Raw genomic sequence first — 24593 nt, 5'->3', positions numbered from 1 at the left:
TACTGCGCCCTGCCTACTGCGCACTGTGCACTTTTTAGTGTCCTGCGCACTGAGTTCTGTGTACTTGAGTTCCTGCCTACTTTAGTATATATCAACAAAAAAATGATAGAAGTAACATGTTTCATGAAATGGTGTTACTTCTATCATTTTCAGCCAATTTGATTTCATTTTGATCCATAAAAACAATCAAATTTTTATATCTACTTTGGATCAAAATGATTTTAATTCAAAATGATCGTGTTTTGGTCAATCTGATATATTTACTGATCAGATTGGCAAATATTAATACGGATAATGATCTCGTTTGGTGCCTTTTGTTGTATTGTAGTAGCTGTATTTAATTTTACTTTATTCCTCTCGATATTGTTTGTAGACTTCATGTTTCGACTTGTTTTACATGAAGAATCGCAATCATCCAGTCCAACTACTTTTTTGATGGCCGCATCTACATCAGTGTAGTAATTCCAAAGGCTTGATGTAGACATATTGTTCCGTCTTGCGACATTTTTCAGGGTGTCCTTGTTGCGGATAAGGTCCATAACGGCATCATACCTTACTTCAGGGGCAATTCGAGGTCTTTTCTTTTTCATAACGTTCCTGATGTGGTTTGAGGTTTTATAAGCTCTTGATGCATTGAATTATCAATTTTTTGTAGTTGTTAGTGTTTTGGTAGATTCCGATTTGTTAAAAAAAGCCTTGGCGAATAGTTTAAGTTGCGGCCACTGTTGAGCGCCCGTTTCTACAAGATGGAAGAAACGGCAAGCCATGTATTTTTCTTCGATCGATTTCATGTGGTCCATCAGATCCATACAACCCCAAGCGTGCTTCCTTGCGTGGTTGGGAGTCATGACAATCCTGTATACTATATTGTTCTTGTTGATTTTTTCCAACAGTTGATTCAAGTCCATCAAGTCGATCGTGATCTTGGATTTTTGAGATATATTTTTTGTCTCCTGCTGCATCTTTCGTTTGAATTCGTTCAAATCTTCATTGTTCTGATATTCAAAAGTTCGACGTGTACTATATCTATTGATATCTTGCATTACTTTAACCTCTTCTGTTAATGTGAACAAATTAAACTGCCTTTTCCAGGGAATCCTTGCCTTGGTACTGGGACATCCAACTGATCAGCTTTGACGCTTGTATTTTTGATAAGCGTTCAATTTTGTTTATACTCGGATCAAAAATTTTTTTCATAACTTCAAGTACATCCAAATTTCGTTCCCGAGCCATTTGTTCAATGGTTTCAATTTGCTTTTTTGTTGCAATATCTTCTCCTTTTTCATTGCATTTGCCGTTTTTTATTTCGTTTTTGCGCGTTGTGCATTCACCTCCTTTCTTTTCAACTGTATCATTGTAATGGGTTGCTTGTTCTCCGTCATCGTCTTCTGACGCTATACCTATCATTGCGCACAAAGAATAACGTCGTGCATACGTTAGCGCAGAGCCGAAAGTTTGAGGATTTTTCATCGAACACTCAATGGGATAGTCGCTTTCAATCCATTCTCCGCTTCGGCCATGAATGAGCCGGGTAAAAAGATGAACTCTTCCATCGTTGTCAGTCTGGACGGTTTGTACTATTGCAAGACAATTATCTGTGAGAGATTTTCGACAGGCATCAAGGCAAGACGCCAGGGTAGAATAGCGTGACGAATATGTCGTATTGACGGAATCTTTTTTAGCAAACCCCATTGCGCTTTGGGCACAGGAAAGTGCCATGGCCAAATTCCCGATTTGTTGACTTTGACAAGGATGTCTTTTTATAGTTTGTTTTGTCTTGTTTTTCATAGACTCACCCTCTGCTAGCGTTTGCCTGGTGGTAAAAGATGACACGTTGGGCATCGAGCAGAGCGCAAGCATCTGAGATGTCCATGATCGTGCGGTCAAGTTCTTTGCAAAGCTCTGGCATTTCTATGTCGGCAGGCAGTCGATCGAGTCTGAAGGCAATATTGACAAGTGCTGCTTTTACCTCTTCCAAGCCCGCATCCAACTTTGACAAAGCTTTTCTCATTTTTTCCTCCTTGAAGAATGTTCCTTTTCCGTAGCAACAAAAAGAACATAATAAACTAAGACAAATTTGTCAAGCTATAATATGATATTTTGCTAAATTAATTTGGAGTCGCCATGCTGAAAAGCAAGCTTGAACATCTTATGAAAGCGAAGGGCATGACAATCAGAGCCTTGGAGCAACGGTCAGGAGTTAATAATGTTACTATCCTCAAAGCACGCAAAGATTCCGAAATTTCGCGTTGCACTCTTGCCACTCTTGAAAAATTAGCTCACGCTCTTGATGTATCTGTCCACGATCTTTTTGACGACGAAAAGCCTTTGGTTGCTGATGAAGACATTACAATTCGTTTTGAGAATATTGAAAAACGCATCCAGTCTATTGAATCCAAACTCAAACTCTTTTCATCTGATCATTCTTAATGTTGCATTCATCCTCAATTAGGCAGAAGTGCCTTGCAGGTTCTCCTGTTTCTTGGAAGGCAAATGCTATTGATACGATGAACATACCATTTGGGATGCTTCAATTTTTTTAAAGATATATATTAGCTGGTTAACTTTCATTGTGTACCACTTGTTTACAATATTAGATCCATCCGTAAGCATTGTCCCTTTCTATGAAAAACAAATGGCCTGGCAGATGTATATTTCTGCCAGGCCTTCATGGTTTGTTTGCTAAAACGTTATGAACGCTATGGTCCAGGTCTTGCTCTGATTCATCTAACGTACTTTAAAAACTTCATTTCTTTGTCATAACTAACACTTGACAAAATATACTCTTTATCATGTGTTACCTCTACTTTAAAAAATTTCAAAAAATTTCTACTGTGTATGTTACTTGAACTACAAAATAGTAGAGGTAACGCTTTTTTGGTTGTAGTGTTACCTCCACTTATTTTGGAAAAATTTTGGGACCATTTTGATCAATAAAACAGTCCCAATTTGATCCCAAATTGGTCCATGAATTAACGATGCTGCGAAGAAAGAAAAATTACTGCTTGGCCGTATATGTATTTTTCTTGGCGTCCCTTGGCGTTCTTTGTGGTTTCCATTTCTTTTTACCGCGAAGGGCTCGAAGGGCGCGAAGAAAGGCAAGAACTTTTCAAAAAATCACTGAATGTCTTTCTCTATGAACGTGAGAACTGAAAATGCTTTGGATGCTGGGTGTGGACAAGAAGTCCTTCTTGACGTTTTGGGTGAGCTGGGCGGTTCACTTTCTTTTTTTCACCGCGAAGGGACCAAAGGGCGCGAAGAAAGGCAAAGAATTTTCAAAAACGCCGCAAATTTTTTTGGTGCACTGTATGCTTTAAAAATTTCATCCCTTTGTCATAACTAACGCTTGACAAAATATACTCTTTATCATGTGTTACCTTCACTTTAAAAAATTTCAAAAAATTTCTACTGTGTATGTTACTTGAACTGCAAAATAGTAGAGGTAACGCTTTTTTGCTTGTAGTGTTACCTCCACTTATTTTAGAAAAATTTTGGGACCATTTTGATCCATAAAACAGTCCCAATTTGATCCCAAATTGGTACCACTTTGGGATCAAAATGGTCCATGAATTAACGATGCTGCGAAGAAAGAAAAAAATTACTGCTTGGCCGTATATGTATTTTTCTTGGCGTCCCTTGCCGTCCTTCGTGGTTACCTTTTTATCTTTTACCGCGAAGAGCGCCAAGGGCGCGAAGAGAGGCAAGACCCTTTCAGGAAAGCACAGAATTTTTTACTGCGCCCTGGAAACGGTGAAGGATTCTGGCATGGCGTTCCTTGTGAGCTGGGTGGTTTTTTACCGCTCAATGCACTGAGGGACAAAGAGGAATATGTTCCAACGTTATGGGTCCACCTCATGTATTTTTCCTTCGCGTTCCTTCGTACCCTTCGCGGTTAATCTTTTTTTTCTACCGCGAAGGACGCGAAGGGCGCGAAGAAAGGCAAGAACTTTTCAAGAAGGCACAGAATTTTTTACTGCGCCCTGGAAACGGTGAAGGATTCTGGCATGGCGTTCCTTGTGAGCTGGGCGGTTTTTTACCGCTCAATGCACTGAGGGACAAAGAGGAATATGTTCCAATATTATGGGTCCACCTCATGTATTTTTCCTTCGCGTTCCTTCGTACCCTTCGCGGTTAATCTATTTTTTCTACCGCGAAGGACGCCAAGGGCGCGAAGAAAGGCAGAGAGTACCCAAAACCCACGGGGTCTTTTTACTGCGCACTGCGTACTGAGTACTGCCTACTTATTCCAACCTTTTCTTGACGATATGTCCGTGTCCGGGTGATATGGCGGGGTTATGTGTCCTATCCTTGTTTGAACCATGATTTGAGGAGATTGTGCCATGCGTGTGGCTGTCGTTTCTGATACCCATCTTCACTCCCCTGACAGCAGGTTGGAGGCTTTGTACCGGCGGCATATGGCCGGAGCGGATGTGCTTATTCATCTTGGGGATATGGTGGGTGAGGAGATGGTTGATTTTTTCCATCAGCATCCACGGTTCTACAGCGTGCGTGGCAATTGCGATGGGGGCTTGTGGGCCATGGATGTTCCCGCAACCCGTACCCTGACATTGGAAGGTTGCAGGATGGGAGCTGCTCATGGGTGGGGGCCACGTGAGCTTGTCTGGAAGACCGTTGCTGACTGGTTTGGACCGGGATATGACCTCATTCTGTACGGGCATACCCATAAACGGGATGAGCGGAGTATCCCTGACGGTCCTTTGGTACTCAATCCCGGTTCCCTGCTGGCTCCTAGGGATGGGTTGCCGGGCATGGCCATGCTGGAGATGGTGCCTGATGCTCTTCCCCGGATTACCTGGATCGATATTTCTGCCTGAGCGCATATCGGTCAAAATTCGGCTTTTCATAAACAAACCGCGGCAGACATGGTCCATGTCTGCCGCGGTTTGTTTATGAGTGTATCTTACAGGGTGCAATCAGTTTTCAAGAACCCGTTCATTCATGATTTCAACGTGTGACTTGGCTCGCAGGGAGTTGAGCAGGGCAGAGAGCAGTTCCTGCTTGCGGGCCTGTTCCAGGGTCATGGTCCAGTAGGAGGCTTCCTTGTCCCAGGCGTCGGTGTCGGGTTTGATGCGCTGGTTCAAACGTGCCAGCACAACCCCATTGGTCACGGGAAAGGTCGTGTCCAGCCAGGTAGTGTCCGTGGTAGCAAAGACCTTTTCAACCAGCTCCGGGTTCATGCCCAGTCCCGGGATAAAGCCCTGCCTGCCAAAGGATTCGCTGGTCTGCACTTTGTGGCCCATATCCTTGTGGGGGTGGGCAAGCAGGTCGGCCAGGGCCTGTTTGGCCTTTTCCAGGGCAATGGCCCGGGCTCCATCCTGCTTGAGGGCCGAAATGATTTGAGGTTTGGCCTTGCCCAGTTCCAGGGTATGGGCCGGCTCTTCAGCCACCTTTTTGGCCAGAAGATATCCGTCTTCCAGCAGAATGGGCGCTTGGGTTGTCTCGTCTTTCATGAGCCCAAACAGGGTGTCCACTGCATCGGCAGAAAGCTTGAGGCTTGCCGGACCCGTGGTCTGGGTGAAGAACTCTGTTGTCTGGACGGCCAAGCCCAGTTCTTCGCCCACGTGCGCAAGATCCTCGCCCGTGATGATCATTTCCAGGGCCTGGTCCACAACGTCCTGAATGGTATCGGCAGCCTGTTCCTTGGCCAGGTGGACGCGGATGTCGTCATGCACTTTGTCCAGGGGGCTGATCCCTTCGGGCTTGCGATCTTCCACCTGGATCAGGTGGAAGCCAAAGGGGGTTCTTACGGGTTCGCTCACTTCTCCTTTTTGCAGGGCAAAAGCGGCCTGTTCAAAGGCAGGCACCATGCGTCCCCGTGGAAACCATCCCAGATCGCCTCCCTGAGCCCGGCTCGGGCCCTGGGAAAAGGTGGTTGCCAGCTCGGCAAAGGGAGTTCCCTTTTTGTAGCGGGCAAGGATGTCTTCCATTTTGGCCTGGGCCTTTGCCACGTCCTTGTGGTCGGCATCCTGGGCAACCTTGATGAGGATATGCCTGGCCTTGATCTGTTCTTCCTGCCTGAATTCGCTTTTGTGGGCCTCGTAATAGGCCTTGATGGCGGATTCGGGAATATCCTCCCGGCCCGCCAGGGTTTCGGGTTCCAGGCGCAGATAGTCGATTTTGATCTTGGCCGGAACGGCAAACTCATCTTTGTGGGCGTTATAATATGTTGTGATCTGTTCCTCGGTGGGCTTGACCTGGTCAAGATAATCGGCCTGGTTGAACAGGATGTAGTCAATGCGGGCCTGTTCCCTGGCAAACAAAAAGAAATCCTTGGCTTCCTGTTCACTCACCGTGCCTGCAAGGGAGAGGTACTCCTGGACCTTGCGGGTTTTGAGATCCTGGGCAAAGCCCGTCTCGAACTGGGCCGGTGTCATGCGGTTGGCTCGCAGCAGAGACTGGTAGCGGTCCTTGTCGAACTGTTCGGTCTCGTTCAAAAAGACCGGCATGTGCATGATGGCGTTGCGAAGCTCCACGTCGGAAACCGTGATCCCTTCCTGCTTGGCCAGTTGCAGGAGAAGCTCCTGGTTGATCATGGCGTCGAAAACCTGCTTTTTGAAATGCATGGCCCGGATGTCCTCGGAGGACAGATTGGGGCGTTGCTGCCGGAGGTTTTCAAGGCGCTTTTCATATTCCTGCAAAAAATCCTGGATGGTGATGGTCTGATCGTTGACCTTGGCCAGGACATTGGCACTGTTATTGTTGAAGCTGCCCACGCCCCAGAACACGAAGACCAAGACGATGAGTCCGAACAGGAGCTTGACCCCCCATGATTGCGAGTGCTGACGGATGATATCGAGCATTGTTTCTCCAAAATGGCGGTTGTCGAAAAATATGTAATCCAAGACATGAACATCCTTGGACATTCCATGGACGCCCATGTCTTGGAAACGGGCAAAAAGATGCTGGCTACACGTTATGAGGTTGATGCTTTAACAAAGTTGAGCAGGCCGCCAACCCTGATAATGGCAATGTCCTTGTCGGTCAACTCGTGGATCAGGGAAATCGTGGTCCCGGTATCCAGCCGGGCGGGTATGGGCTGTCCCGGCTGGATGTGGCCTGTGGATAACGAAATGGTCGAGCCCGGGGCCACTAGATCATAATCGTCTGGCCTGGCAAAGATGAGGGGCAGAATGCCGAAATTGATCAGGTTGGCCATGTGAATGCGGGCAAAGGACCTGGCAAGGACAAGACGAATCCCCAGGTGTCTGGGAGCCAGGGCCGCGTGTTCCCGGCTGGAGCCCTGCCCGTAGTTTTCTCCTCCCACAATGATGCTCTCCTTGGCCTTTCTGGCCCGGCGGACAAATTCCTTGTCCGTTCGGGAGAACACGAACTCACTGATGGCCGGGATGTTGGAACGCAGGGAGGTGATTTCCGCGCCACCCGGAAGGATGTGGTCCGTGGTGATATTGTCCCCCACCTTGAGGGTCACGGGCAGAGTGAGATTATCTGGCAGAGGCGGGAAGGTTTCCAAAGGCACGATGTTGGGCCCGCGAACAATGGAAACCTCATGACCGTTTTCCGGCGGGAAAATGAACATGTCCCTGATGGAGGGAATGTCTTGGGGAAGATCGGGACGGATGATTTCGGTACCCCATGTGGCCGGATCGGTGAAGGCACCGTGCAGGGCGCAGTAGGCTGCCGTGACCGGGCTTGCCAGGTACACCTGGGCATCAAGGGTGGCACTGCGGCCTTCGAAATTGCGGTTAAAGGTGCGAACGCTCACCCCGGCGGAGCAGGGAGAACCGCCCATGCCAATGCACGGACCGCAGGCGCATTCCAGAAGGCGGCCGCCCGCATCAATGATCGGTTCGAGCAGCCCGTTTCTCAGGAGCAGTTTAAGCACCTGCCTGGAACCCGGGGCAATGAGTACGTCTGTGGTCTTGGCTGTTATGCGGCCCCTGAAGATGGTCGCCACCTGGGTCAGGTCGGCGTAGGAGGAATTGGTGCACGAACCAATGGCCACCTGATCCACCTTGAGCCCGGCCAGTTCCCGTACAGGCACCACCTTGTCGGGCATGTGGGGGGCAGCCACGAGCGGTTCCAGCTTGTCAAGATCAATGATGATCTCCCGGTCGTACACGGCGTCTTCATCAGCACGCAAAGGGACAAAATCCTGTTCACGACCCATGGAGCGCAAAAAGGAGCGGGTATTGTCGTCCGAAGGGAAGACCGAGCCTGTTGCACCCAGTTCTGCCCCCATGTTGGTGATGGTGGCCCGTTCGGGCACGCTCAAGGTGGCTACGCCCGGCCCGTCGTATTCCATGACCGCACCAACACCTCCCTTGACCGAGAGCTCACCCAGAAGATGCAGGATGATGTCCTTGGCTGTTGCAAATCCCTGAAGGCGACCGCGCAGATAAATGCGAAACACCTTGGGCATGGGCAGGGTATAGGGATGTCCGGCCATGGCCAGGGCAACGGAAAGGCCTCCGGCTCCCATGGCCAGGGCGCCGATGCCCCCGGCCGTTGGCGTATGGCTGTCGGAACCAATAAGAGTGGTTCCGGGTTTGGCAAAATTTTCCAGATGGAGCTGGTGGCAGATGCCTGTGCCAGGCGGTGAGAAAACTATCCCGTAGCGGGCGGCAACGGATTGGAGAAACCGGTGGTCATCCGGGTTTTTAAAGCCCATCTGCAAGGTGTTGTGGTCCACATAGCTCACAGAAAGGTCGGTCTTGACACGGTCAACTCCCATGGCCTCAAGCTGCAGATAGGCCATGGTGCCTGTGGCGTCCTGGGTCAGGGTCTGATCGATTGTAAGGGAGATCTCCTGTCCGGAACGCATCTCGCCGGCAACCAGGTGATCGGCTATGATTTTCTGGGTCAATGTGCGGGGCATGGCCTTTCCTTGATGTTGGCCGCTTTGTTGTGCAAGGGATTCCATGCAGGACGGTCAGGCAGAACATGTCCCTGATGGATGATCTGACAGGCCATGGAAGCGTCTGCACAAGAACGGTGGGCGTTTATTGGTCGAAACGCAACCGGGCAATCTTGTTTTTTCGAAACAGGATTTCGGTTTTGAGGCGCAAGGCATCCTGTTTGAGCTGGAATATCTCCTGATGATGGAAGATCCCGCGGGCGGGATCTTCCTTGGTCATCAACTCGCTGGCCTTGGCCTGGCAGGCGGCCTGTTGTTGGGTCAAATCGGCTATTTCTGCTTCAAGCTCTTCAATTGTTGGTAATTTTGATTCGTTTGCGTTTGGGCTCATGGGAAACCTTGGGAGAACCGGTTGGCTTGGACCGCATGACATCCTGCGGCCGGGGAAGGTTGTTGAATGTGATCCAGAAGTCCGGCCAGATGGCCGTGAGTTCACCGGGATTGGCCAGACAGATGCCCGGCACGACAAAGGAGGCCATGACATAGGCCACGGTCCACAAGGGGGATGGGCTTTCCCAGGCATCGGCCGGCGGTGTTGTCCGTGAAGACAGGGGGCGAATATCAATGCGGTCGTTGGTGATGGTGTGATCAACCCCGAGGAAGCCGAGAAAATCTTCCACATGGTTGAGCTCACTGGTCAGGGGATCGCATTTGATGGTCGCGTTCTGGGTCACGCCAAGACACATGGCCGTGACCAGGGGAAGCAGAAACTGGCGTTTGGATACGTCTACATACACCCCGGCAGGACGTCCCTCACAGGAAGACTCCACCCCTTGCTCGGTGGTATGCAGGTCAATGCCGAATTCCGTGAATGTGGAGGCTATGGACAGGTGCTGATCCGACTGCTCGATCCATTGTCCGCGCAATTGGGCCTTGCCGCCCCTGAAAAAGGGCAGGGCCAGCAGGTAACTTCCCAGAGATCGGTCAATGGGGATGGTGACCTGGTTGGTTTTGCACCGGGGCGCTTTGGGAGAGATGGCTATGCGGTTTTGGTCCACATGCAGGGGGATGTCGAACTGGCCGAGGATGGGGGCAACAGCGTCGGCCACCTCCCGGGCCAGATCCTTGTTTTTGAGGGTCAGGGCGATTCCCTTGGGGAAAAGGGGGGCGCTGACGGCCAGGGCAATGATAAAGGATGATTCCACATCCCAGGGGACTTCCACGCTGTCGGGCAGGTGTCCGGCCGTTTCAAAGCGCACGGGTAGCCCGTTGGCATGGGGGTCGATAATGGTCAGCCTGGCTCCCAGCTGCGGGAGAAATTTCTGCACGGCGCGCAAGTCGAACAGCTTGGTACTTGAGGTGCCGGTAAATTTGATCTGACCGGGTTTGGTCAGTCCCTGGCACATCAGCAGGTAGAAATTGAACAGGGAACTGCCACAAAAAATGACCTTGCCATCCATGGAGAAATCCCGGGAGGGCCGGCTCTTGAAGGTCGTCTGGTCCCAGGCAAGGGATGCTCCGGCCTGGTTGAGGGCCTTGATCAGCTCGATATTCACGTCACTGGTCTGAAAATGACGCAGGGTGAAGGATGATGAACAATTGACGGCCAGGGCAATGGCCATGCGCGTCTGCAGGGTGTCCCGGGGGCCCTGGATATCGATCTGCAGGGGCTGTTTGCGCGGGTACATGCAAAAGGCGCCGCGGGATTTGCCGCCCTTGTGTTCGGCCTGGGCGTACGCAAGGGAGTTGATGATGAGGAAGAGCTTGCGCAGATTGGCCTTGTCCAGGCCCTCTTTTTCAAAGGCCTTGCTCCAGATGGCCCACAAGCGTTTTTCCTGGGTCGCATCAATCACGGAAACCCGCTTGCGCTTGCGCGATCCAGCGGCCTTGGCCAGCAGCCGGGTTCGTTCACCCACCAGCTCGGCGATTTGTGCATCCAGCAGTTCAATCTCTTGGGAAAGAGACATGGTATTGGTTCGTTGGGAAGGGTTCATGGAGACCGCCTGAAAATGGGATGTGATAAATGTGCATACTAATGATAACAAGCCCGAAACTCAACTGTTTTGTTGCCATGAACGCGGTTTTCCGGCCATGTCGCCGTGTAAGATGTCAGATTCCTTTACAGGGTGTCAAATGGAAGGGGCCGAGTTGTGAAAAGGCGAACAAGGCCGGGATGGCCAACACAGGTATTCCGGCAGGTTAAATCCATGTATGACCTGGCATCCGCGTTGCTTACATCGGTGCGGTACCTGGATGGTGAACGGGAACTCGTGAAGGCATAAATAGTGTATTTTCAAATGGTTAGTCTGAACATGATAAAAAATTCACAAAATGCTTGAAATCGATTCCCTTTCGCTGTAAACAGGAGTCGCTTTATTTGCTGACGTCGATACAGACATACACATGTCCCACATTGAAAGGAGGTTCAATTATGGCATTGGTTGCACCACATGGTGGTAAAGGTTTGGTTTGTGCTCTTCTTGAAGGTGACGAACTTGTAGCCGAGCAGAAAAAGGCCGAAGGCCTCAAGCGTATCGCCATCTCCCCCCGGGCAAAGGGTGACTTGATCATGATGGGTATCGGCGGGTTCAGCCCCCTGACCGGTTTCATGAACAAAGCCGACTGGAAGAGCGTTTGTGACAATTTCACGCTGACTGACGGGACCTTCTGGCCCATTCCCATCACCTTGGACATTTCCGCTGAAGACGCCGCCGAGATTAAGGAAGGCGATGAGGTCGCTCTGTGGGATCCCAAGAAAGATGTCATGATGGCCACCATGAAGGTTGAAGAAAAATACGAGATGACCGAAGCCGACAAGCTCTACGAGTGCGAAAAGGTCTTCAAGGGTCATGGTGAAGACTCTCAGGGCGATTTCATGAAGGTTGCCCTTGAAGATCATCCCGGCGTCAAGATGGTCATGGCTCAGAAAGAGTTCAACATTGCCGGTCCGGTCAAGGTTCTCTCCGAAGGCGATTACCGCGAAAGGTTCCCTGGCTGCTACATGACTCCTGCCGAAGCCCGTGCCATTTTCGAAGAGCGCGGCTGGTCCACGGTTGCCGCTTTGCAGCTGCGCAACCCCATGCATCGTTCCCACGAATTCCTGGCCAAGATCGCCATTGAAGTGTGTGACGGCGTTTTCATCCACTCTCTCATCGGCAACCTGAAGCCCGGCGACATCCCGGCTGAAGTCCGCATCAAATGTATTGACACCTTGATCGACAACTACTTTGTCAAGGACAACATCGTTCAGGGCGGTTATCCTCTGGATATGCGTTATGCCGGTCCCCGCGAAGGCCTGCTCCACGCTACCTTCCGTCAGAACTACGGTGTCAACAGAATGATCATCGGTCGTGACCATGCCGGTGTCGGCGATTTCTACGGTCTGTTCGAGGCCCAGGAAATTTTCGATCGCATTCCCTATGTCAAGGACGGCTGTCCGGATCCGGGCAAGGCCCTTCAGTGTCAGCCCCTGAAGATCGACTGGACGTTCTACTGCTTCAAGTGTGACGGCATGGCCTCCATGAGAACCTGCCCCCACACCAAGGAAGACCGCGTCATCCTTTCGGGAACCAAGCTGCGTAAGGCCCTTTCCGAAGGCAAGGATGTTCCCGATCACTTTGGTCGTGACGAAGTCCTGGTCATTCTGCGCGATTACTACGAGAACCTGACCGAAAAGGTTGAGGTCAAGATGCAGAAGGCCGCCTCGGGCGCCGACATGAAATAGACTGTCTTGTAACAATGTCATACAAATGGGGAGAGATCGTGGTGATCTCTCCCCTTGTCAATCCCCATGTTCCCGGGAGGCAACCTGGTGGCATGGATTGAAAAAGCTGCTGGTTGAAAGCGTTGTCAGAGTTGGAAAAACTACTTTGCGATTTTTTTCACTTTCTCCTTGACACGCTATGGGCGGCTTGATAATTCCGCTTTCAAACGTAGTTGAGGGTAATGGAGGGGGAGGCCGAAATTTTCGAGTCTGTCTCTAACACTCACCCAAGGCTTGCTAAGCGGCAACGTGGTTATGTGTTAACAAACTCTATAGTAGGAGGAAATTATGCCAACCTATGTAAACCCGGAAAAGTGTGACGGCTGTAAGGGCGGCGAAAAGACTGCCTGCATGTACGTCTGCCCCAACGATCTGATGATTCTCGATCCTGACGAGATGAAGGCTTACAACCAGGAACCCGAGGGTTGCTGGGAATGTTATTCCTGCGTCAAGATCTGTCCCCAGGGCGCGATCACTGCTCGTCCTTATGCCGACTTCGCACCCATGGGTGGTACCTCCATCCCCATGCGGAGCGCTGAAGACATCATGTGGACCATTCAGTTCCGCAATGGTCAGGTAAAACGTTTCAAATTCCCCATCCGGACCACTCCCGAAGGTTCCATCAAGCCTTATGAAGGGAAGCCCGAAGGCAGTGACCTCGAAGACAGCCTCATGTTCAACGAGACCGAGATTGTCACTCCCAAGGAAGTTCTGAACAAGAAGTTCGACGTTGAAGAAGCCGATCTCAGCGAAACCTGGGTTTCCGCCGCTCACAAGTAGTCGCGCCCGGGGAATTTAATTCGTTTTATCTTTAATACATTCAAGGAGGAGCAAAAATGCCTCGTATTCCTGTAAAAGAAGAGCCCAGAGGGATCGCTCTCGCTGAGCCTACTGTTGAAGAAAAGGAAGTCGATATCCTGCTGGTTGGTGGTGGTATGGGTTGCTGTGGCGCGGCTGTTGAAGCCGTTCGCTGGGCCGACAAGGTCGGTGGCGACATCAAGATTTTCCTCGTGGACAAGGCTGCCCTTGAACGCTCCGGTGCTGTTGCTCAGGGTCTGTCCGCCATCAACACCTACATGGGCAAGAACGATCCCGATGACTACGTCCGCATGGTCCGTACCGACCTCATGCACCTGGTTCGCGACGACTTGATTTTTGACGTCGGCCGTCACGTTGATAACAGCGTCAAGATGTTCGAAGAATGGGGTCTGCCCATCTGGATTCGTGACGACGACGGTAAGATCCTCAACGGTGCCAAAGCCAAGGCCAAGGGCAAATCCCTGCGCAATGGCGACGCCCCCGTCAATGAAGGTAAGTGGCAGATCATGATCAACGGTGAATCCTACAAGTGTATCGTTGCTGAAGCAGCCAAGAACGCTTTGGGTGAAGACCGTTACATGGAACGTATGTTCATCGTTAAGCTGCTCCTGGATGCCAACGAGCCCAACCGCATTGCCGGTGCCGTAGGTTTCTCCGTTCGTGAGAACAAGGTTGTTCTGTTCAAGACCAACGCCATGCTGGTAGCCTGTGGTGGTGCTGTTAACGTATACCGTCCCCGGTCCACGGGTGAAGGTCTTGGTCGTGCATGGTACCCCGTATGGAACGCCGGTTCCACCTACACCATGTGTGCTCAGGTCGGCGCTGAAATGACCATGATGGAAAACCGTTTCGTCCCCTGTCGTTTCAAGGACGGTTACGGTCCTGTTGGCGCATGGTTCCTGCTGTTCAAGGCCAAGGCAACCAACGCCTTTGGTGAGGACTACTGTGTCAAGAATGCTGCCATGCTCGCTCCGTACGAGAAGCGCGGTTATGCCAAGGGCAACATCATCCCCACCTGTCTGCGTAACCACATGATGCTTCGTGAAATGCGCGACGGCCGCGGTCCCATCTACATGGACACCGCCACCGCCCTGCAGACCACTTTCTCCACCATGACCGAGCCCGAGCAGAAGCAGCTTGAAGCCGAAGCCTGGGAAGACTTCCTGGATATGTGTGTCGGTCAGGCCAACCTGTGGGCTGCCATGAACATCGAGCCCGAGAAGAAGGGTTCCGAGCTTGCTCCTTCCGAACCTTACCTGCTCGGTTCTCATTCCGGTTGTTGTGGTATCTGGACTTCCGGTCCTGACGAGGACTGGGTACCCGACGAGTACAAGGTCAAAGCCGACAACGGCAAGGTCTACAACCGTATGACCACCGTTAACGGTCTGTTCACCTGTGCTGATGGTGTTGGTGCTTCCGGTCACAAGTTCTCTTCCGGTTCCCACGCTGAAGGCCGTATCGCCGGTAAGCAGCTGGTTCGCTGGGTTGTGGATCACAAGGACTTCAAGCCCACCGTCAAGGAAAAGGTTGAAGACCTGGCCAAGGAAATCTACCAGCCCTGGTACAATTACACCGAGAACGAAGGTGCTTCCACTGACTGCGTGGTCAACCCCAACTTCATCAGCCCCAAGAACTTCATGATGCGCCTGATCAAGGCCACTGATGAATATGGTGGAGGTATCGCCACAAACTACATCTGCTCCGAGAATTCCCTGAAGACCGGTTTCGAACTTCTGGATATGCTCGAAGAAGACTCCATGAAGCTGGCTGCTCGTGACCTGCACGAACTGCTGCGCTGCTGGGAAAACTACCATCGTCTGTGGACCGTTCGTTTGCACATGCAGCACATCATGTTCCGTAAGGAAACCCGTTACCCCGGTTTCTACTATCGTGCAGACTTCATGGCTCTTGACGATGCCAAGTGGAAATGCTTCTGTAACTCCAAGTACAATCCTGCTACCGGTGAGACCGTTGTCTTCAAGCGGCCTTACTACCAGGTCATCCCTGATTAATAGGGCATGTTAAATAACTGCGGGCCGTTATGGCCCGCAGTTATTTTATGTTCATGAAATGGTCTATGCCAAAGCTATGACATCAGGGTTCTAGTTTCGGCCTAGGCCATTTTGTTCGTGTTATGGATGCATAAGATTGTTCCCCTGGAGGAAGATAATGTCTACAAGCAGCATTTTAGTAATTGGTGGGGGATTCAGTGGGATTACCGCCGCACTGGAGGCTGCAGAAGTGGGTCACGAGGTGTTTCTTGTTGAAAAGAGCCCTTTTCTTGGTGGCCGCGTTTCGCAGCTGAACAAATATTTCCCCAAATTGTGTCCTCCGTCATGCGGACTGGAAATCCAATTCCAGCGACTGAAAAAGAACCCCAACGTGAAGTGTTTTACCCTGGCCGAGGTGACTGCGGTCTCTGGTGACGTGGGCAACTATGAAGTCACCGTGAAGGTCCGTCCCCGCCATACTGCGCCCCAGTCTGTGGAGCTCGGTGACCTGGCCGGGAAGCTTTCCAAGGACGTTGAGGACGATTTCAATTTTGGCCTGAGTACGCGTAAGGCCGTGTACAAGGATGTCCCCTTTGCCTTTCCGCCCCGTTACGTGGTGGACACGGACAATCTGACGGATGCGGACCAGGCGGTCCTCGCCCAGAACGAGTACATCGACATGGGTGAAAAGGAAAAGGACATTACCCTTAATGTCGGGAGCATTGTCATTGCCACGGGTTGGAAGCCCTATGACGTGACCAGGCTGACCCTTTTGGGCGCCGGTCAGATTACCGATTGCATCACCAACATGCAGATGGAAAGGCTTGCTTCGCCCAACGGACCGACCAATGGCAAGATCCTGCGGCCTTCGGACAAGACCGAGCCCAAGAGGATCGCTTTTGTCCAGTGCGCTGGTTCGCGGGATGAAAACCATCTTTCCTATTGTTCGTACATCTGCTGCATGGCCTCTCTCAAACAGGCCGAATATGTTCTTGAACAGTATCCCGATGCCGAAGTGTCCATTTTTTACATCGATCTGCGGACACCGGGCCGGTATGAGAATTTTGCCAGAAAAGTCCTTGCCCACGGCAAGGTCCGGGCCGTCAAGGGCAAAGTGGCCGAGGTCAAGGAAGAGGCAGGCAAGGTCTGGTTGACGGTTGAGGACGCTGTTGCCGGCAACAAGTCGACCGACAGTTTCGACCTGGTCGTTCTTGCCACGGGAATGCAGCCCAGTGTTGCAGGTCAGGCGCTTCCCCTGGATCTTCCCCAGAACGATGAAGGATTTCTGGTCAGTGATGAAGCAAAGGGCATTTTTGTCGCAGGATGCGCTGGGCGTCCCTTGGATGTCATGAAATCGGCACAGTCCGGTACAGCTGCGGCCATGAAAGCCATTCAGACGGTGAGAGGGAGGTAGTCAGATGGCCGAGAAAATCGGTGTATATTTTGATAGCGCAAGTATCGGACAGTTCCTTGATCTCGAGGCCCTGGCCGAAGGTGTGCGCGCTACGTGGGGAAATCTTTGCCCTGTGGTGAAGATTGTCCCGCATCTGGTAGGTAATGAGGGTAAGGCGCTGATCCAGTCGGATATTGATGAGGGTCTCATCGACGCCGTGTGCGCTTGCGGGACGTCGCCTCGCGTTGACGGCGATTTCTTCAATTTTGGTCCTTCCATTCTGGTGCATCGGGTCAATCTGCGTGAACAATGCGTGCTTTCCTATGAAGATCCCCAAGGAAAACCCCTTGTTCCAGGCGGTGACGTGCCTGAAGCCCTGATGACCGTTGCCACGGACTATGTGAACATGGGCGTGGTCAACCTGCAAAAGGCCGCCATCCCCGAAGCCGAGGCCCTTGAGGTCACCAAGAAGGTCCTTGTGCTTGGTGGCGGTTGGACCGGGTTGACGGCAGCCCTGGATGTTGCTGGCGCAGGGTATGAAGTGGTTCTGGTGGAAAAGCAGAAGGAGCTGGGTGGATACGCCAAAAAGATGTACAAGACCATTCCCATGCATTTCCCCTATACAGCGGCCGAGGCCACTTCCGTTGACGCCAAGATTGCTGCTGTGGAGGAAAATCCCAAGATCACCGTGCTGACGGGAACCACCCTGGAAAAGCTGGCCGGCATGCCCGGACAGTATACGGCCACCCTCAAGACCGGCAAGGAGGAACAGGAGATTCCTGTTGGTTCAGTTGTCACGGCAACGGGCTGGGTGCCCCAGGACAAGAAATATCTCGAGCCCTTTGGTTACAAATCCTCCAAGAACATCATCACTTCCATGGAGTTCGAGGAGATGGCCAAAGCGGGCAAGATCGCCTGTCCTGCAGACGGCAAGACCCCTGAAAGCGTGGTCTTTCTGCTCGGTTTCGGTGACAAGCTCGCCTCTTTTGAGGCGGAAGAAGCCGCTGCCAAACAGGCCCGTATCGAGGCGGAAGAAGCCGGGGAACAGGAAGAGGAAAATCCCGAAGGACGCAACTTCATCAAGAACGAGACCTGCAAGCACCTTCCCTTTTCCTCGGAAATCACTTCCCTGACGGCCCTCAAGCAGGCCAATTACGTCCGGGAATTTGCGCCAACAGCTGTTTCCTACGTGCTGTATGAAAACATGATGGTTCCCGGGATCAACGAGCTTTACTACAAGGCCGCCCAGAACGATCCCGGTATCATGCTGGCCAAGGGAACCATCACCAGTGTGACCGATGCCGGTGATGGATCCATCATCGTTCTGGTCAACGATACCATTCTGGGTGACAAGATCGAGATCCGGGCCGATCTGGTGGTTTTGCCCACGGCCATGGTTCCCACCACTGCCCTGGATCCGGTTGTCAAACTCCAGTATCGTCAGGGTCCTGCATTTCCTGATCTGGATCTTTTCGACGGCTACTGCGATTCCAACTACATCTGCTTTCCCTATGAAACCCGCCGGACCGGTATCTATTCCGCCGGGTGTGTGCGTCAGCCCATGACCATGGCTACGGCCGAGGTGGACGCCTCGGGTGCGGCCCTCAAGGCCATCCAATGTCTTGAATCAGCCAACCGGGGTATGGCCGTTCACCCGCGGTCCGGGGACATGAGCTATCCCAAGTTCAACCTGCTGCGGTGTACCCAGTGTAAGCGGTGTACTGAAGAATGTCCCTTTGGCGCCCTTGACGAGGATGAAAAGGGCAACCCCATGCCCAACGTGGCCCGGTGCCGTCGTTGCGGTACCTGCATGGGTGCCTGTCCCGAGCGTGTCATCTCTTTTGATGATTACAACATCGATCAGATCGGTTCCATGATCAAGCAGGTCAAGGTGCCGGACAAGATCGAAGAGGGCGGACCGAGATTTATCGTCCTGGCCTGTGAAAACGATGCGTACCCGGCCCTGGATATGGCGGCCATGCGCGGGAACAAGTGGAGTCCCTTCATTCGGGTCATTCCAGTGCGTTGTCTGGGTTCCGTAAACACCATCTGGATTGCCGATGCCATGTCCAAGGGGAATGACGGCTGTCTCCTGCTTGGCTGCAAGTATGGTGAGAACTACCAGTGTCATTTCATGAAGGGTTCGGAATTGTGTAACAAGCGTATGGATAATGTTTCCGAGACATTGAAAAAGCTCGGTATCGAACCCGAACGAGTGGAGCAGGCCCAGGTAGCCATCGACGAGTATGATAGAATTCCCGAAATCATCGATGACTTTGTAGAAAGGATGCTCAAGCTTGGACCCAATCCGTTCAAGGGATACTAGGAGGAATGCTGCTATGTCCAATGCGTTAAAGGTACAGCCCGATCTGCAGTTCGTGAAGGATCTGCAGGACGTGGGCGGAGAGGACGTCAAGAAATGCTACCAGTGCGCAACATGTAGCGTTGTCTGTCCTCTTTCTCCGGCCGACAATCCCTACCCCCGCAAGGAAATGATTTGGGCCCAGTGGGGGATGAAGGATCTGCTGGTCAACGACATCGATATCTGGCTTTGTCATCAGTGCGGAACCTGTTCCACGCAGTGTCCCCGCGGCGCCAAACCTGGTGACATCCTGGCCGCTCTGAGAAACATGACCTACCGGAACCTGGTCAAGCCGGCCGCCATTGGCCGCTGGATGAGCAAGGGAATGTATCTGCCGCTGCTGATCGCCTTCCCTGCCCTGATTTTCGGCATCATCTGGCTCATTCGTGCCGCTCAGCTGGGAACCTTCTTCCCCCTGGTGGATGGTGAGGTCATCTATGGAGCCCTTTTCCCCGGGGATTTCACCATTGATCCCCTGTTCGGCCTGACAGCCCTGTTTGTGATCATCACCTTTGCGGTGGGGATAAACACCCTGATCAAGGGGTGGAACAAGACCGTCAAGAAGACCTTTGTCCTCGGTTACAAGAAGCCGACTCTTACCCAGGCCATTATCGATGTGGTCAAAAACGAAATCATCAACCACGCCAAATTCAGAAAATGCGGCGATGAACCCGAAGATGACGACAAGTTCAAGGGTCATCTGACCCTTTTCTACGGGTTTGTGTGTTGTTTCATCGTGACCAGCATTGTTGCCGGCGCACACTGGGGCGGAAAATTGATCCCCTTTCTTGCGCCCATCGGGCACACTCCGATGGCCCTGTGGAATCCGGTCAAGCTGCTGGCCAATGTTGGCGCCATCCTTTTGCTCATCGGTTTGACGCTGCTCACTCGTCGTCGGATGAATCTTGATCCCAAGACATCCAATTCATCCTTTTACGACTGGTATCTCCTCGGCGTTATCTGGGTCATTGCCCTGACAGGTATAGGAGCCGAGGTCCTCAGGCTGGCTGGAGCACCTGCCTTCTTGTGCTACTTTACCTATTACATCCACCTGGTAAGTGTGTTCATGATGATCGCCTACCTGCCCTGGTCCAAGCTCGGGCATCTGGTGTACAGAACCACGGCCTTGATCTATGCCCGGTATGTTGGTCGGTTGCCCATTGATGAAGAACTCGTCAAACAAGATAATATTTATATCGTCTAATCTTAAAGGAGGAGACCATGTCTGAAGCTCGCAAGATTTTCCCCATAAATACATTCGTTGCTTGTCTCAAAGGTGAGGGCAAGGACGCCAACAAGGAATCCCTGCTGGATATGCTCAATTACATGGTGGGCAAGGATGTTGACCCTGAATTCGAACCCTTTGCCATTGCCTTGACCAAGGCCTGGATTTACGAACAGCATCCCGAGCTGACCAATCTGAGCGCTTCCGGTCTGGCTGCTTTGGGCGAGAACGTTTCCGTCACGCCGTTGCCTGCTCTGGCCGCTGCCGAGGCATCTGGCATTTTCGAACAGCTTGCCGAGTACAAGTCCTCCCTTGCTGCCAAGGATGCCCAGATCGAAGAGCTCAAGGGCGATATCGAGGCCAAGGATGCCAAGATCGCTGATCTGCAAAAGCAGGTCAAAGCCTTTGAAGATGAGAAAAAGGGACACGCTGAAGAACTGTTCATCACCTCTGAAAAGCGCATTGAGGAGTACACCAAGAAGCTCGAAGAACTTCTCAAGGAAGTTGACGAGGTCAAGAAAAACGGTGTTGTGGTTGCCGGTGTTGCTGCTGCTCCTGGTGCTGCCGCACCTGCCGAGAAGAAAGTGGATGAAGACAGCTTTGATTTCGGTGGCTCCAGCTTTGATGACGAAGACTGGTAAACCGATATTATCCCCATGTTCATACGGCAAAAAGGCCTGGAGGGTTTCCCTCCAGGCCTTTTTGCTTGTTGAGGCAGGCGGATGACAACACTAAAGGTTCAGTCACCTTCAATGGATGACAAGGCAACCCAGCGTTCATACAAAGATTCAAGAGAGGCATCAAGGGATGCCAGGCGTTCACCAAGGCGGACATACGAGGAGGGATCTGCAGGGTCCATGGAGGCCGGATCTTCAAGACGCGCCAGTATGGCCTGTTTTTCCTCCTCCAGGGTCTCGATCTTGGAGGGAAGTGCGGCCAGTTCCCTTTTTTCATTGAACGTGAGTCTGGGCGGTCTGTTTGATGTACGTGGTGGTTTGGGCAGGGGCTGTTTGGCCTTGGGTTCCCGGGCCGGTGGGTTGACCGTCCGGGCCGCTGCCGTCTGGCTCAACCAGTCGTCATACCCGCCCACATATTCCTGCACACGGCCCTGACCCTCGAAAACAATGAGGGAGGTGACCACGTTGTTCAGAAAGGTTCGGTCATGGCTGACAAGAAGCAGTGTTCCCGGATAGTTGACCAGCAGGGATTCAAGCAGTTCCAGGGTCTCCATGTCCAGGTCGTTGGTGGGTTCGTCCATGACCAGCACATTGGACGGTTTGGTGAACAATTTGGCCAGAAGCAGTCTGTTGCGTTCGCCGCCCGAAAGCAGGGAGGCTTTGGTGTTGGCGCGGTCCGGCGTGAACAAAAAGTCCTTGAGGTAGCCAATGACATGCTTGGTGCGACCATTGATGGTCACCACGTCATTGCCCTGGGCCACATTGTCCCGCACGGTCTTGGAATCATCAATACCCTGGCGCAGCTGATCGGAATAAAGGATCTCAAGGCGTGTGCCCAGACGAACAGTTCCCGAACGGGGCTGCAGGGAGCCGAAAAGCAGATGCAAAAGGGTGGTCTTGCCTGATCCATTGGGACCGAGAATGCCAATCTTGTCCCCGCGGGTAATAATGGCCGAAAAATCCGCGATCAGAGGCGTGTCGTCATACCCAAAGGTCAGATTGTCCACCTGGGCCACGAGCTTGCCGGATCGTTCGGCTTCCTGGGCGATCATGGTGACCGTGCCAAGGCGGGCGCGACGCTCAGCCTTTTCTCGGCGCAGTCTTTCAAGGGCCCGAACGCGACCTTCATTGCGTGTCCTACGGGCCTTGATCCCCTGACGTATCCATTGTTCCTCTTGGGCAAGTTTTTTGTCCAAACGTTCCCATTGGCGTGATTCTCCGTGTAAAATCTCTTCCTTGCGGCGCAAAAAAGTGGGGTAGTCACAGGACCAGTCGTACAGATGGCCCCGGTCGAGTTCCACAATGCGGTTGGCCACGCGGGCAAGCAGGGAGCGGTCGTGGGTGATGAACAGGAGGGCATGGGGATAGGAGGCCAGAAATTCTTCCAGCCAGGCAATGCTTTCAAGGTCAAGGTGGTTGGTGGGTTCGTCCAGAAGCAGGAGATCCGGCTGACTGACCAGGGCAAGGGCCAAAAGCGCTTGTCGTTTGCGCCCCCCCGAAAGGGTCGTGAAATCAGCGTCGGCCGAGAGCTTAAGCTTGGACAGGGTCTGTCTGATGGTGTGATCCAGGGTCCAGCCGTCTCCCCTGTCAATGATTTCCTGAAGCATTGCCAAACGCTGCAACTGGTCGTGAGAAGGTTCACCTGCCTTCATGGTCGCGGTGAGGGCCGTGTATTCGGCCAGGGCCTGGCCGGTTTCCTTGAGACCACGCGCAACCACGTCAAAGACGCTGCCTGTGATATGCACGGGGACATCCTGGGGGAGGTAGGCCATGGTGATGCCCTTCTGGCAGAAGACGTCACCATCTTGGGGAGTCAGCTCACCATGGATGAGCTGCATCAAGGTTGATTTGCCCACTCCGTTTCGGCCAAGAAGTCCGATGCGATCACCCGAATGGACCACAAGATCTATGGCGTCCAGAAGGGGCTGACCTGTAAAGGAGAGGGAAACACCCTTAAGACTGACAAGAGACATGATGTACGTGCTCCCTGGATGTCATAAAAAAGGAATGGTCGATGACTTGTGTGCGCAAATCACCTGGCGTTGTTGGGGATATGCCGAGGGGCGATCATGTTGGCCGGGGAAAGAATGTCATCAAGCTGCTGCTTAGTGAGATACCCTTTTTCCAGGACAATATCGTACACGGTCTTGTTAGAGGACATGGCTTCGTGGGCAATTTGCGTGGCTTTTTCATATCCGATGTACGGGTTGAGGGCCGTGACCACTCCGATGCTCTTTTCCACCATGGAACGGCAGACATCGGGGTTGGCGGTGATGCCGCGCACGCATTTGTCGGCAAGGGTCATGCATCCTCGACGGAGCATGTCCAGGGAGTTGAAAAGGTTGAAGGCCACGACCGGCTCCATGACATTGAGCTCCAGCTGCCCGGCCTCGCAGGCCATGCTCACGGTGACATCGCTGCCAATGACCTGAAAGGCGATCTGATTGACCACCTCGGGAATGATGGGGTTGACCTTGCCGGGCATGATGGACGACCCCGGAGCCATGCCCGGAAGATTGATTTCGTTGAGACCGCAACGCGGTCCCGAGGAGAGCAGTCTCAGGTCATTGCAGATTTTGGAGAGCTTCACGGCAACCCGTTTCAGAACTCCTGAAAGCTGTACGTACGCACCGGTATCCTGGGTGGCTTCCACCAGGTTGGGGGCCATGACCAGGGGCAGGCCCGTCATCTGGATGAGATAGTCCACAGCCTTGTGCGCGTAATCCGGATGGGCGTTGAGTCCCGTACCAATGGCCGTGCCACCCAGATTGATCTCCCGGACCAGGGATTGGGCCTCGCGTAACCGCTGGATGTCTTCTCCTATCATGACGCTGTACGAGGAGAATTCCTGGCCCAGGGTCATGGGAACAGCATCCTGGAGCTGGGTTCGTCCCATCTTGATGATGTCTGCAAATTCCTCTCCCTTGGCGGCAAAGGCCGCCTTGAGGTATTTCATGGCTTTCATGAGGTCCCTGATCTTGAAGATCAGGGCAATGCGGATGGCTGTGGGATACACGTCATTGGTGGACTGGGACATGTTCACGTGGGTATTGGGGTGAATCGTGTCATAATCCCCCTTGCATTTGCCGAGAATCTCAAGGCCCCTGTTGGCAATAACCTCGTTGGCGTTCATGTTCGTGGACGTGCCCGCGCCTCCCTGGATGGCATCGACCACGAATTGTTCCAAATGCTTGCCCGCGAGGATTTCATCACAGGCCGCAACAATGCCCTTCAAGGGCAGCTCATCCAGCAGACCAAGGTCGTGATTGGTCAGGGCCGCGGCCTTCTTGATAAAGGCAAGGGAACGAATGAGCATGGGATAGTGGGAGATGGGGATACGGGAAATGCGAAAGTTCTGCAGGGCCCTGTAGGTCTGGACACCATAGAGCACATCGTCTGGAACTTCGATGGTTCCGATGCAGTCATGTTCATTGCGTGGCATGGGCGTTTTCCTTGGAAAAAGAGTTGGCAGTTCAACGCAGTTGGATCCGCTACCCCTCCTGGTCAAGAAGTACGGGCAGCCTTGG

20 protein-coding genes are annotated in these 24593 nt (G+C 52.4%); 10 read left to right on the top strand and 10 right to left on the bottom strand.

All coding sequences use genetic code 11. From position 1 onward, the window contains the following. Positions 1 to 260 precede the first annotated feature (260 nt). The 4 genes from DPF_RS01525 to DPF_RS13850 are packed head-to-tail and all read right to left on the bottom strand — an operon-like array spanning position 261 to position 2011. Positions 261 to 590: a hypothetical protein gene (locus DPF_RS01525; protein ID WP_069857094.1), complete on the bottom strand. Its 330-nt coding sequence runs from the start codon at positions 588 to 590 to the stop codon at positions 261 to 263. A gap of 51 nt (positions 591 to 641) precedes the next feature. Then, positions 642 to 1043: a hypothetical protein gene (locus DPF_RS01520; RefSeq protein ID WP_141721032.1), complete on the bottom strand. Its 402-nt coding sequence runs from the start codon at positions 1041 to 1043 to the stop codon at positions 642 to 644. 31 nt (positions 1044 to 1074) lie between these two features. Beyond that, positions 1075 to 1788: an ERF family protein gene (locus DPF_RS13630; protein WP_176724134.1), complete on the bottom strand. Its 714-nt coding sequence runs from the start codon at positions 1786 to 1788 to the stop codon at positions 1075 to 1077. Positions 1789 to 1792: 4 nt separating this feature from the next. Next, positions 1793 to 2011 carry a hypothetical protein gene (locus tag DPF_RS13850; RefSeq protein WP_069857091.1) on the bottom strand — a complete coding sequence of 73 codons (219 nt, stop codon included), beginning with the start codon at positions 2009 to 2011 and terminating at the stop codon, positions 1793 to 1795. 113 nt (positions 2012 to 2124) lie between these two features. Here DPF_RS13850 and DPF_RS01505 point away from each other — a divergent pair, with 113 nt between their 5' ends. The 3 genes from DPF_RS01505 to DPF_RS01495 all read left to right on the top strand — a co-directional run bounded on the left by DPF_RS01505 (position 2125) and on the right by DPF_RS01495 (position 4835). After that, on the top strand, positions 2125 to 2430 hold the full coding sequence (locus tag DPF_RS01505) for a helix-turn-helix domain-containing protein (RefSeq protein WP_069857090.1): 306 nt from the start codon (positions 2125 to 2127) through the stop codon (positions 2428 to 2430). A gap of 1146 nt (positions 2431 to 3576) precedes the next feature. Further along, on the top strand, positions 3577 to 3813 hold the full coding sequence (locus DPF_RS01500; protein WP_069857089.1) for a hypothetical protein: 237 nt from the start codon (positions 3577 to 3579) through the stop codon (positions 3811 to 3813). A gap of 527 nt (positions 3814 to 4340) precedes the next feature. Then, positions 4341 to 4835 carry a metallophosphoesterase family protein gene (locus DPF_RS01495; protein ID WP_069857088.1) on the top strand — a complete coding sequence of 165 codons (495 nt, stop codon included), beginning with the start codon at positions 4341 to 4343 and terminating at the stop codon, positions 4833 to 4835. Between the two features lie 99 nt (positions 4836 to 4934). Here DPF_RS01495 and DPF_RS01490 read toward each other — a convergent pair whose 3' ends face one another. The 4 genes from DPF_RS01490 to DPF_RS01475 form a co-directional block, all read right to left on the bottom strand. Then, positions 4935 to 6821, bottom strand: a complete 1887-nt coding sequence (locus tag DPF_RS01490; protein WP_069857134.1) for a SurA N-terminal domain-containing protein — start codon at positions 6819 to 6821, stop codon at positions 4935 to 4937. A 113-nt stretch (positions 6822 to 6934) separates the two neighbouring features. Continuing rightward, positions 6935 to 8857 (bottom strand): aconitate hydratase, encoded by a 1923-nt coding sequence (locus tag DPF_RS01485; RefSeq protein ID WP_069857087.1) that lies wholly within the window; start codon positions 8855 to 8857, stop codon positions 6935 to 6937. Between the two features lie 124 nt (positions 8858 to 8981). After that, the gene (locus DPF_RS01480; RefSeq protein ID WP_231702104.1) at positions 8982 to 9161 is read right to left on the bottom strand and encodes a hypothetical protein; all 180 of its coding nucleotides are present in this window, start codon (positions 9159 to 9161) and stop codon (positions 8982 to 8984) included. 25 nt (positions 9162 to 9186) lie between these two features. Next, on the bottom strand, positions 9187 to 10830 hold the full coding sequence (locus DPF_RS01475) for a chorismate mutase (protein WP_069857085.1): 1644 nt from the start codon (positions 10828 to 10830) through the stop codon (positions 9187 to 9189). A gap of 434 nt (positions 10831 to 11264) precedes the next feature. Here DPF_RS01475 and sat point away from each other — a divergent pair, with 434 nt between their 5' ends. From sat to DPF_RS01440, 7 genes are all read left to right on the top strand, one after another. Next, positions 11265 to 12560 carry a sulfate adenylyltransferase gene (sat, locus tag DPF_RS01470; RefSeq protein ID WP_088178297.1) on the top strand — a complete coding sequence of 432 codons (1296 nt, stop codon included), beginning with the start codon at positions 11265 to 11267 and terminating at the stop codon, positions 12558 to 12560. A gap of 327 nt (positions 12561 to 12887) precedes the next feature. Beyond that, positions 12888 to 13379 (top strand): adenylyl-sulfate reductase subunit beta, encoded by a 492-nt coding sequence (gene aprB / locus DPF_RS01465; RefSeq protein WP_069857083.1) that lies wholly within the window; start codon positions 12888 to 12890, stop codon positions 13377 to 13379. A gap of 56 nt (positions 13380 to 13435) precedes the next feature. Next, entirely contained in the window at positions 13436 to 15430 is a 1995-nt protein-coding gene (aprA, locus tag DPF_RS01460) for an adenylyl-sulfate reductase subunit alpha (RefSeq protein WP_069857082.1), read from the top strand. Between the two features lie 157 nt (positions 15431 to 15587). Then, positions 15588 to 16823, top strand: a complete 1236-nt coding sequence (locus tag DPF_RS01455; RefSeq protein ID WP_069857081.1) for a CoB--CoM heterodisulfide reductase iron-sulfur subunit A family protein — start codon at positions 15588 to 15590, stop codon at positions 16821 to 16823. Positions 16824 to 16827: 4 nt separating this feature from the next. Further along, entirely contained in the window at positions 16828 to 19128 is a 2301-nt protein-coding gene (locus DPF_RS01450; protein ID WP_069857080.1) for a hydrogenase iron-sulfur subunit, read from the top strand. Between the two features lie 13 nt (positions 19129 to 19141). Next, on the top strand, positions 19142 to 20368 hold the full coding sequence (qmoC, locus tag DPF_RS01445) for a quinone-interacting membrane-bound oxidoreductase complex subunit QmoC (RefSeq protein WP_069857079.1): 1227 nt from the start codon (positions 19142 to 19144) through the stop codon (positions 20366 to 20368). Between the two features lie 17 nt (positions 20369 to 20385). Then, positions 20386 to 21030 (top strand): hypothetical protein, encoded by a 645-nt coding sequence (locus DPF_RS01440; protein ID WP_069857078.1) that lies wholly within the window; start codon positions 20386 to 20388, stop codon positions 21028 to 21030. Positions 21031 to 21128: 98 nt separating this feature from the next. Here the strand turns inward: DPF_RS01440 and DPF_RS01435 are convergent, their stop codons facing one another. Both DPF_RS01435 and aspA read right to left on the bottom strand, forming a co-directional pair. Further along, positions 21129 to 23039, bottom strand: a complete 1911-nt coding sequence (locus tag DPF_RS01435; protein ID WP_069857077.1) for an ATP-binding cassette domain-containing protein — start codon at positions 23037 to 23039, stop codon at positions 21129 to 21131. Between the two features lie 59 nt (positions 23040 to 23098). Continuing rightward, positions 23099 to 24508 (bottom strand): aspartate ammonia-lyase, encoded by a 1410-nt coding sequence (gene aspA / locus DPF_RS01430; protein WP_069857076.1) that lies wholly within the window; start codon positions 24506 to 24508, stop codon positions 23099 to 23101. Positions 24509 to 24593: the final 85 nt, after the last annotated feature.

Origin of the sequence: Desulfoplanes formicivorans (assembly GCF_001748225.1) — a bacterium.
GTDB classification, from domain to species: domain Bacteria; phylum Desulfobacterota; class Desulfovibrionia; order Desulfovibrionales; family Desulfomicrobiaceae; genus Desulfoplanes; species Desulfoplanes formicivorans.
Note: the sequence above shows the minus strand (reverse complement) of the source record. Positions and strands in the feature narration are given on the sequence as shown.